Annotated in this window: 9 protein-coding genes; 2 read left to right on the top strand and 7 right to left on the bottom strand. The window is 68.4% G+C overall.

From position 1 onward, the window contains the following. Window positions 1-134 precede the first annotated feature (134 nt). The 3 genes from dinG to aroE all read right to left on the bottom strand — a co-directional run bounded on the left by dinG (window position 135) and on the right by aroE (window position 3,607). Window positions 135-2,237 carry an ATP-dependent DNA helicase DinG gene (gene dinG / locus O0K41_RS21550; protein ID WP_088436052.1) on the bottom strand — a complete coding sequence of 701 codons (2,103 nt, stop codon included), beginning with the start codon at window positions 2,235-2,237 and terminating at the stop codon, window positions 135-137. A gap of 167 nt (window positions 2,238-2,404) precedes the next feature. Further along, a complete protein-coding gene (locus O0K41_RS21545) occupies window positions 2,405-2,758 on the bottom strand; it encodes a hypothetical protein (protein WP_005411542.1) in 354 nt (117 codons plus the stop codon). A 3-nt stretch (window positions 2,759-2,761) separates the two neighbouring features. Then, complete coding sequence (aroE, locus tag O0K41_RS21540) at window positions 2,762-3,607, bottom strand: shikimate dehydrogenase (RefSeq protein WP_005411543.1); 846 nt, start codon at window positions 3,605-3,607, stop codon at window positions 2,762-2,764. Between the two features lie 49 nt (window positions 3,608-3,656). On the opposite strand from aroE, the gene O0K41_RS21535 reads away from it, so the two are divergent. Continuing rightward, complete coding sequence (locus O0K41_RS21535; RefSeq protein ID WP_164222327.1) at window positions 3,657-4,529, top strand: PD40 domain-containing protein; 873 nt, start codon at window positions 3,657-3,659, stop codon at window positions 4,527-4,529. 166 nt (window positions 4,530-4,695) lie between these two features. On the opposite strand, the gene O0K41_RS21530 is transcribed toward O0K41_RS21535, so the two are convergent. The 4 genes from O0K41_RS21530 to O0K41_RS21515 form a co-directional block, all read right to left on the bottom strand. Then, entirely contained in the window at window positions 4,696-4,965 is a 270-nt protein-coding gene (locus O0K41_RS21530) for a hypothetical protein (RefSeq protein ID WP_005411545.1), read from the bottom strand. 32 nt (window positions 4,966-4,997) lie between these two features. Then, the gene (hemB, locus tag O0K41_RS21525) at window positions 4,998-5,987 is read right to left on the bottom strand and encodes a porphobilinogen synthase (protein WP_005414824.1); all 990 of its coding nucleotides are present in this window, start codon (window positions 5,985-5,987) and stop codon (window positions 4,998-5,000) included. A 19-nt stretch (window positions 5,988-6,006) separates the two neighbouring features. Next, window positions 6,007-6,924 carry a bestrophin family ion channel gene (locus tag O0K41_RS21520; RefSeq protein WP_049451275.1) on the bottom strand — a complete coding sequence of 306 codons (918 nt, stop codon included), beginning with the start codon at window positions 6,922-6,924 and terminating at the stop codon, window positions 6,007-6,009. A 122-nt stretch (window positions 6,925-7,046) separates the two neighbouring features. Next, on the bottom strand, window positions 7,047-7,295 hold the full coding sequence (locus tag O0K41_RS21515) for a hypothetical protein (RefSeq protein ID WP_005411548.1): 249 nt from the start codon (window positions 7,293-7,295) through the stop codon (window positions 7,047-7,049). 184 nt (window positions 7,296-7,479) lie between these two features. On the opposite strand from O0K41_RS21515, the gene O0K41_RS21510 reads away from it, so the two are divergent. After that, window positions 7,480-7,938 (top strand): hypothetical protein, encoded by a 459-nt coding sequence (locus O0K41_RS21510; RefSeq protein WP_024958198.1) that lies wholly within the window; start codon window positions 7,480-7,482, stop codon window positions 7,936-7,938. The last annotated feature ends 26 nt before the right edge of the window (window positions 7,939-7,964 follow it).

Raw genomic sequence — 7,964 nt, 5'->3', positions numbered from 1 at the left:
AAGAACTGGATTACCTGGCCGAAGGCGGGTTCGCCGGCTAAGAAAAAGGGGACGGAGGGAATTAAGTCGTTTGTGCCTAAAACGACTTAATTCCCTCCGTCCCCTTTTTGCCGGCCAGCGGCCGGCACTACCGGTCAGCCGATCACGCGCTTGAACGGCGGCAGCGCGTCGATGATGCGCTTGCCGTAGCGGCGGGTCAGCAGCCGCGAATCAAGAATGACCACGCGGCCGGTGTCGGTGGAGGTGCGGATCAGGCGGCCGGCGAACTGGGTCAACGTGCGCAGCGCATGCGGAATGGCGATCAGGTTGAACGCATTGAGCCCGCGCCCCTCGAACCATTCGCTGAGGGTGGCGGTCTGCGGGTCGGTCGGCACCGCGAACGGCACCTGGGTGATCACCACCGTGGTGCAGGCTTCACCTGGCAGGTCGAGGCCTTCGCCGAACGAATTCAGCCCGAACAGCACCGAGCCTTCACCCGCCGCCACGCGGCGCAGATGCTCGTCAATCAGGCGGGTCTTGGACATCTCGCCCTGCACCAGCACCTGCTTGCGGCGCGCGGCCGACATCAGCCCAGCCACCTTCTCCATCTTCCAGCGCGAGGTGAACAGCACCATCGAGCCCTTGGCCCAGTCCAGTTCGGTGTCGAGATAGCGCGCCACTTCACGCGGGTGGCCTTCGCGGTCGTCCGGGGTGACCGGGAATTTCGGCACGATCAGTTCGGCCTGGTTGGGCAGGTCGAACGGTGACGACAGCGAGACCATCTCGGCCTCTTCCGGAATGCCGTTGTCGATCGCCAGCGACTGGAAGTCGCCACCGCCGGTCAGCGTCGCCGAGGTCATCACCACCGAGTCCACTTCATCCCACAGCAGCTTGCGCAGCACGTGCGCGGCCGAAACCGGCGAGCCGTGCAGCACCAGATCGCCGTCGCGGGTGGCGGTGACCCAGCGCGCCATCGGCGGCGCACCGTCCTTGTCTTCGCGGCGCCAGGCCTGCCACAGGTTGTACTGCTGCTCGATCATCTCCAGCGCCATGCCCAGGTTGCGCTGCAGGCGCTCGCGCGCGGCATCGTCCGGCTTGCCCTTGGCCACCTGCGCGGTGGCGGCGTGCGCCCAGTTGTAGAGGCTGCGGGTATCGTCAGCCAACGCCTCGATCGGCTCGCGCCAGGCCTCGGGCAGTCGCCCATTGGCCGCGCGCCACATCGGCTCTTCGTCCGCCGGCGCCGGCATCCACACCCGCTCGATATGATCGCGGAACGCGCGCAGCTGCTTGGCCACGTTGCTGGCCACCTCGATCGCTTCGTTCGGCAGCAGGTTGCCGAGGCGGTCCTTGTCGACCGCGCGGTAGGCGCCGGCGATCAGGATCTGCAGGCGGCCGGTACGCTTGGCCATCTCGTCCAGCGCCAGGCTCGCCGCGCCCTGGTCGATCGCCACGTTGCCGATGTGATGGCCTTCGTCCAGCACCAGCAGCATGTCCGAGGGCGGCGCGATCAACGGCTGGCCGTTGTCGCTGTCGCCGATCGACAGCGCCGACAGCAGCAGCGCGTGGTTGGTGACCACGATCTGCGCATCACGCACGGTGTTGCGCGAACGCAGCACCGCACACTGCGCCGAATAGGCACAACGGCGCCCGGCGCAGCCCGAAGCCGGCGTGGTGATGCGGCTGCGCAGGCCGGGGCTGATGGTCTCCGGTGCGTTGTCGATATCGCCATCCCAGCTGCCGCTGGTGAAGGCGTCGGTCAGGCGCTTGGCGATGTCCATCTCGATCGGCGCCAGTGGCCGGTCGAACAGCGGCGCGTCATCCTCGAACATGCCGCCCTGCGAGCCCTCGCCCTGCGCCTCGGCGGCATTGCGCGTGCACAGGTAGCGGGTACGGCCCTTGGCCAGCGCCACGGTCGCCTCCAGGCCGGTGGCTTTCAGGAAATTCGGGATATCGCGCTCGACCAGCTGCGACTGCAGCGCCACGGTGCCGGTGCTGATCACCAGCTTCTTCTTGCTGGCCAATGCGATCGGCACGCCTGCGGTGAGGTAGCCCAGGCTCTTGCCGACGCCGGTGGGCGCCTCGACCACGCCGACGCCACCGCTTTTCGACAGCGCACGCGACACCACGCCGATCATCTGGCTCTGCGAGCGACGGGTGGAAAAGCCGGGGGTATTGGCCTGCAGCGTCGTGTACGCCTTGCGGATCGCGTCCTTCAAGGTGTCATCGAGGGTGCGCGGAGCGGCGACGGTTTCGGTCACGCCGGGAATTACCGTAGCTGGATCAGGCCGGGCATTGTCGCATGGCCGGCCGCATTCACCGCCGCTGGGACCCTGAACGGGCCAGCGACGACGCCCGCTGGCGGTCCCGGTCCAATGGCCGGACCATCCCAGGGGCAGATACGCCGGGCATGGCCCGGCGCGACCGGTCAGGCGGCCGGGAGCGTACGGGTACGCAGCAGGCGCACCAGCGCCCACACCACCAGCACCACACCGATCGCCTCGACCATCGCCAGCGCGAAATGCAGCACGCCGAGGATGGCACTCAAGCTCGACACGGCACTGAAATCACCGCTGCGGACCATCCACATCGGCAGGATGCCCGCCGCCATGCCGCCGAGGCTGGCCAGCAGCAACAGCAGCAGGCCGACCAGGGCACCGGTGCGGGTGGCATCGCGCGGTGCGCCGACCACCCAGACCAGGCCCACGCACAGCGCGATCAGCACCGGCAGGCGCACGCCCACCATGCTCAGCACCGTGACCAGCAGGGTTGTGCCGTCCATCGATCAGTCCTCGCCGGCCAGCACGGCCGAGCCCTCACGCAGCGACTGGTAGACCTCGTCGGTCTGCGGGCGCACACCGTGCCACTGCAGGAAACTCTCAGCGGCCTGCTCGACCAGCATGCCCAGGCCATCGACCGTATTGCGGCACTCCGCGGCGCGCGCCCAGGCCAGGAAGGCGATCGCCGCTTCGCCGTAGTTGAGGTCGACGGCGGTGGTCATCGAGTTGACCAGCGACAGCGGCAGCTTGAACTCGACGTCACGGTCGCGGCCGGCCGAGGTGGCGTTGACGATCAGTTCGAAGTCACCCAGATCACGCAGGTCTTCCCAGTAGCGGCTGATCGCGCGACCCGGCTCACCCATCGCATCGATCAGTTCATCGGCGCGTTCCGGCGTGCGGTTGACCACCACCAGCTCGGTAATGCCGGCATCAAGCAGCGCCGGGGCGACACTGCGCGCGGAGCCACCGGCACCGATCAGCAACATGCGGCGGCCACGCAGGTCCAGGCCATGGCGGTCGGTCAGGTCACGCACCAGGCCGATGCCGTCGGTGGTGTCGCCATGCCAGCGGTCGCCCTTGCGCAGCAGCGTGTTGACCGAACCGGCGCGGCGCGCGCGTGCGGTCAGGGTGGTGCACACCGAGAACGCGGCCTCCTTGTGCGGCGAGGTGACGTTGGCGCCGACACCGCCGTCGGCGGCGAAGGCCTCCAGGCCGGCCAGGAACGCCTCCGGGGCCAGGTCGATCGCGCGGTAATCCACCGCGATGCCTTCCTGGCGACCGAACGTCGCGTGGATCTGCGGCGACTTCGAGTGGGCAACGGGGTGTCCGAAGACGGCGTAACGGTCGGTCATGGAATCCTCAAGCTGGCTAGACTGATGCTCTGTTCGTGCATGGAACCGGATGATGCGCATCACCCTGCCCCTGCTGGTGCTTGCCGCCAGTCTACTCTCTGCCCCCGTGGCGATGGCGTTGAACGAGTACGGCATCGAAGGCATGGGCGTGGTCTCGACCCGTGCCGACGAGGGCCGCGCCACGATCAGTGCCGATGGCCGGCGCATCGTCTTCGCCCGCCGCGGCGAAGCCGGCTGGGGCCTGTGGGAGGCGCGCGTGGTCGATGGCCGCTGGCAGCAGGCGCAGGCCCTGGCGGTGGGCGTGGCCGGTGAGGCCCGCGATCCGTACTTCAGCCGCGACGGCCGCTGGCTGTTGTTCGCCGCCGGCCGCGAAGGCGCGCTGGCGCTGTACCGGGCTGCAGTGGAAGCCGATGGCCGGCTGGGCAAGGCGCACCCCATGGCCGGCGACGGTGGACGCCACGAAGAGCGCGGGCCGGCCCTGAGCGCGGACGGCACGCGGCTGCTGTTTGCCCGCCAACAGGGCCGTGGCGCCGGCTGGAACCTGTTCGTGGCGACGCTGGATGCGCAGGGCATGCGCGGCCCGGCCACCGCATTGACAGCGTTGAACAGCGCCGATGACGAGACCGACGGCGACTGGCTGGGCAACGATGGCGCAGTGGTGTTCAGCCGCGGCAACGGCACGACCGCACAGGTGTGGAGCAGCGGCTGCGCGTGGAGTGGCGCGGCCCTGCAACCGTTGGGACTGTCGTTCAACCAGACCGGCGGCTGGGCCGGCGCGCCGGTGATCGACAACGCCAAGCCAGGCGAAATGATGGTGGCCAGCAGCGCGGCCAGGGCACCGCGTGCCGGTGGCGTGGACGTGTACCGGTTGGCGGTGCCAAAGGTGGCGGCGGTGGCCGGGTGCGTGCCGGGCGCACGGTAACGGCAAACGCCAACCAAGGTTGGCGACTACCAGGGCGATGGATGCGCCGGGTGCGTGCGGTAGATCCACGCCATGCGTGGATAGCCGTTTGGTAGATGCCAACCTTGGTTGGCATGCAGGAAAGTGCCAACCAAGGTTGGCACCCACCCATATGGAGGCGGCAGGGTCAGCGCGACAACACCTTGGCGCGCAACTGCTCGTACTCCATCTCGCTCAGCTGGCCATTGTCCTTGCGCTGGTTCAGCGCGGCCAGCTCGGCCTGCACGCTATCCGGCAGGGCCTGCTCACGGGCCACGTGGCGGGCGGCGGAGAGCTGCTCCGGTGGGCGCTTGCCCGCGCGCCACGCGGCGATGAAGACACCGACGATGATGGCGCCGAACACCAGCGTGCCGGTGCCCCAGATCAGCCATTGCATCCATCCCAGTTCGGGTCCCATCGCGCAGTCCTCCGTCTATCGTGGCGCTATTGTCAGCGCTCGCGCAGCCATCGCGCCACCTGCGGCGCGAAATAGGTCAGCACGCCATCGGCACCGGCCCGCTTGAAGCCCAGCAGCGACTCCAGCACGCAGGCGCGCTCGTCCAGCCAGCCGTTGGCGAAGGCGGCCTTCATCATCGCGTACTCGCCACTCACCTGATAGGCGAAGGTCGGCACACCGAATTTCTCCTTCACCCGGCGCACCAGGTCCAGGTACGGCATGCCCGGCTTGACCATCACCATGTCGGCGCCTTCTTCCAGGTCCAACGCGATCTCGCGCAGGGCCTCGTCGCCGTTGGCCGGGTCCATCTGGTAGGTCTTCTTGTCGGCCTTGCCGAGGCTGGCCGCGCTGCCCACCGCATCACGGAACGGACCGTAGAACGCCGAGGCGTACTTGGCCGAGTAAGCCATGATGCGCACGTTGACGTGGTTGTCGGCATCCAGCGCACGGCGGATCGCGCCGATGCGGCCATCCATCATGTCCGACGGCGAAACGATGTCGACGCCGGCTTCGGCATGCGACACCGACTGCTTGACCAGCGCTTCGACAGTGATGTCGTTCAGTACATAGCCCTTGTCGTCGATGATGCCGTCCTGGCCGTGGGTGGTGTACGGGTCCAGCGCCACATCGGTCATCACCCCCAGTTCCGGGAAGCGCGACTTCAGCGCGCGGATCGCGCGTTGCGCCAGGCCGTCCTCGGCCCACGCCGCCGATGCATCCAGCGATTTCAGCGACGGGTCGATCACCGGGAACAGGTCGATCACCGGAATGCCCAGCTCCAGCGCCTCTTCGGCCACCTTCAGCAGTTCTTCGATCGACAGCCGCTCCACGCCCGGCATCGACGGCACTGCGGTGCGGCCGGCCAGTTCGTGCACGAACACCGGGTAGATCAGGTCGTCGGTGGTCAGCGTGTTCTCGCGCATCAGGCGGCGCGAGAACTCGTCGTGGCGCATGCGGCGCGGGCGATACAGCGGGTGGGACATGGCAGGCTCCGAGGAGTGGCTATTGCAACAGGTAGCCCTGCGGCAGCAGGGGTTCGGGCAACGGGCGTTCGCCGAGCGCATCGAGCTGGTCGATCTCGATCGTGCGCACCAGCGCGTCCAGCGGCAGATCGTTCGGCTCAAGGCCGAACGGGTCTTCCATTTCTTCGCCCAGCTGGTCCAGGCCGAAGAAGGCATAGGCCAGCACCGCCGACAGCACCGGCGTGCCCCAGCCCAGCGAACTGGCCAGGCCGAACGGCAGCAGCACGCAGAACATCCACGCGCAGCGGTGCAGCAGCAGGGTGTAGGCGAACGGCAGCGGCGTGGTGAGGATGCGCTCGCAGCCGGCCTGGATCGACGACATCGCGTGCAGGCGCTCTTCCAGCTGGGTGTAGAGGATGGGGTCGAGCTGGCCGGCGCGCAGCGCATGCGCCAGTTCGGCCGCGATCATCGCCAGCAGCGCATCGGGCACGTTCTCGCGCTGGCCCAGCTGTTCGCGCTGGCGCTTGTCCAGCCACGGCAGTGCTGCCAGGGCGACGATGCGACCACGCAGTCGCGCCGCCAGCGCATGGGCGAACGCGGTGGTGAGGTAGGCGACGCGACGACGACGGCCCGCGTCGTCGGCCAGCAGCAGGTTTACCTGGCGCGCCAGCGAACGCGATTCATAGACCAGCTGGCCCCACAGCTTGCGTCCTTCCCACCAGCGGTCGTAGCAGGCGCTGTTGCGGAAGCTGAGGAAGATCGACAGCACCAGGCCAAGCAGGGTGAACGGGGTCACCGACACGCGTTCGATGCCGGTAGGGGGCGCCAGTTCGACCACCGCAGCCACGGCGATGGACAGGATCAGGATGGCCAGCACCTTCGGCGCGATCGCTTTGACGATCGAACCGCGCAGGATGTACAGCAGTTGCCAGCCGTGGGGACGGGGTCGGATGATCATGGGGCAGCCGCGCGGGGCGCGGATTCACAGGCACGCGGGGGGCTCGCGCAGCCATTCATTGTACGCCCCCGCCCGGCCATCGGCCGTGTGCCTGCGACGCCCTGTCGCACCCGGGACCGGGCTCAGACCACGCCGCCGCCCAGGCCAAGACGCAGGATGCCGACCACCACCACGATACCGTTCAGGACCAACCCGGCCCACGCCCGGCCACGCTTGCTCGGGTGGGTGAACAGGATACCCAGCGCGGCGATGACTGCACCGACCGCGGCGAACGGGATCAGGAACCAGTTGCCCCAGCCCAGCAGCGGAATCAACGCCAGGATCATCCACAACAGCGCCAATACGCCCCACAACAGACTGATCACACCCATGCCGCTCTCCCGCAGTTGGTTCCTGGCCCCACCATAATCGTTCCCGTTGCCGCCGCCTACTGCCATTGGCGGGGCTGTCACCCGACCCGTGCTAGCGTGCTGTCGTGCGTGCCCCGGCCCGGGTGTTGGCGCCGATTCAGAGTGGCCCGCCGATCATCGCAACCAGTCCTGCAGGGGAAGTGCCATGAACATCCGTTGGGCCGCGTTGGCGGCCATGCTGCTGGTCGCCGCCGGCTGTGCCAGCACCTCCAAGGTGATGCTGGGCCGCGCCCGCGCGCCGATCGATCCGGCGCTGGTGCAGATCTATTCGACGCCACCGGCCGGCTCCCAGGAAATCGCCCAGCTGGAATCGTCTTCCGCCGTTGGCTTCGGCACCCAGGGCCAGACCGATGCCGCCGTGGCCCGCCTGAAACGTGAAGCCGCAGCGCTGGGCGCCAACGGCGTGGTGCTGATGGGCGTGGGCAGCAGCGGTTCGCCGGTAGGCATGTCGGTGGGCGCGGGCACGTTCGGCTCGCACGTCGGTGGCGGCGTCGGCATCGGGATTCCGACCACGCAGAAGCGCGCCGCGGGCGTCGCGATCTGGGTGCCGAATCCGGCACCGCCGGCGCGGTTGCCGACACAGGTGATTACCCCGCAGCGGTGACGCTGCTGCGTCACCGCGGGTAGTGC

This window comes from Stenotrophomonas sp. Sm2128 (assembly GCF_030985535.1).
Lineage (GTDB): Bacteria > Pseudomonadota > Gammaproteobacteria > Xanthomonadales > Xanthomonadaceae > Stenotrophomonas > Stenotrophomonas maltophilia.
Note: the sequence above shows the minus strand (reverse complement) of the source record. Positions and strands in the feature narration are given on the sequence as shown.

What these genes read in the sequence shown, in the direction of transcription:
- O0K41_RS21515 (WP_005411548.1), bottom strand. Translation starts at nt 7,295, where the DNA reads ATGGGTGTGATCAGTCTGTTGTGGGGCGTATTGGCGCTGTTGTGGATG.
- aroE (WP_005411543.1), bottom strand. Translation starts at nt 3,607, where the DNA reads ATGACCGACCGTTACGCCGTCTTCGGACACCCCGTTGCCCACTCGAAG.
- O0K41_RS21530 (WP_005411545.1), bottom strand. Translation starts at nt 4,965, where the DNA reads ATGGGACCCGAACTGGGATGGATGCAATGGCTGATCTGGGGCACCGGC.
- O0K41_RS21510 (WP_024958198.1), top strand. Translation starts at nt 7,480, where the DNA reads ATGAACATCCGTTGGGCCGCGTTGGCGGCCATGCTGCTGGTCGCCGCC.
- O0K41_RS21545 (WP_005411542.1), bottom strand. Translation starts at nt 2,758, where the DNA reads ATGGACGGCACAACCCTGCTGGTCACGGTGCTGAGCATGGTGGGCGTG.
- O0K41_RS21520 (WP_049451275.1), bottom strand. Translation starts at nt 6,924, where the DNA reads ATGATCATCCGACCCCGTCCCCACGGCTGGCAACTGCTGTACATCCTG.
- O0K41_RS21535 (WP_164222327.1), top strand. Translation starts at nt 3,657, where the DNA reads ATGATGCGCATCACCCTGCCCCTGCTGGTGCTTGCCGCCAGTCTACTC.
- hemB (WP_005414824.1), bottom strand. Translation starts at nt 5,987, where the DNA reads ATGTCCCACCCGCTGTATCGCCCGCGCCGCATGCGCCACGACGAGTTC.